Origin of the sequence: Nostoc sp. 106C (assembly GCF_002154725.1) — a bacterium.
Classification (GTDB): domain Bacteria; phylum Cyanobacteriota; class Cyanobacteriia; order Cyanobacteriales; family Nostocaceae; genus Aulosira.
In genome coordinates, this window is record NZ_MTAW01000136.1 from 1 (window position 1) to 1,106 (window position 1,106).

The 1,106-nt window shown below is 40.1% G+C and carries 1 pseudogene; it reads right to left on the bottom strand.

Features of this window, described 5'->3' with window-relative positions:
- Positions 1-133: 133 nt before the first annotated feature.
- Positions 134-1,047: pseudogene (locus BV375_RS21005) on the bottom strand (IS630 family transposase); the annotation flags it as partial.
- Positions 1,048-1,106 lie beyond the last annotated feature (59 nt).

Consider the following 1,106-nt stretch of genomic DNA (forward strand, 5'->3'; position numbering starts at 1 on the left):
AGCAATTGCAGTTAAATTTAATACGTTGGGTACTATAGTTTCCTCTTTCCCCCCTGGCTTGAACACCATCTATTACGGCATAAGCAAGGTCTAGCTCATTGTCAAACATCTTTCCTGCTAATTCGTCTTTTTTCAGGTGTTGCCATTCCAATTCAATTGGGTTCATTTGAGAACAATATTTAGGTAAAAAGAAAATGTATAAACCCTGTTTTTCCCACTTCGACCATAACTGTTGAACTTCTTGACATCGATGTATGGGGCCGTTATCTTGCACGATTACTTTAATACGTCCAGTTTTTGAAGCATCAAGAGCTTCTTGCTCCATCATTTGGATGTAAGATTTGCGATTGACACCGCCAATCACCAAACCATAAATAAAACTAATTAGGGGTTGGAAAAAAGCAATCATACTTAACCTTCGACCACGGCGTGAGCTTTGTTCCAGACGTTTTTGCTCACCTTTAAAATAATACGTATAACTTGGTTCACTCCATGCACAAAAACCTGATTCATCTAAATATTTCAAATCGATTTCTCCAGCGGCAGCAGCTAGTTCCAACATATCTAAGTCTGCTTGCTTGATTTGTTTGAGCTTTCTATCTTGCTTATTTTGATGACTCTTTCTTGTTCGTTTCCAAATGATCCCCTTTTTTTGAGTACCCGTCTTAATCGGTCAGGACTCAATTTAACACTGCGTTCGCTTTCTAACTTCTGGGCTAATTGAACACTATTATATGTGCGTGGTTCTTTTTTGAGGCTTTCTTCCAAAAATGCTATGTCCTCTTGTTTCCATTTTGGTTTACCCCCCCGACCAGGTAGTTCCCACAGTCCTTCCAGACCAACCTTCTCCCAGGAGTGCAACACTTGTCTTACTGTCTGTGGAGTCCAACTTACATGAGCCGCTATTTTTTCTACGTACCAGCCATGCGCGTTTAATCTGATTACTTCTGCTCGGTCTTTTACTTTCTGCGGCACGTCTGCTGTTTTTAAATTTAACAGGGTTCGGTCTTGCTCACGAGTTAGAAATACTCTTAAACGCGCACCCATCTTTTTGTTACCTCGGTAGATACATTCTCCGTATTTACTTATCTTCACATAGTTTGGTT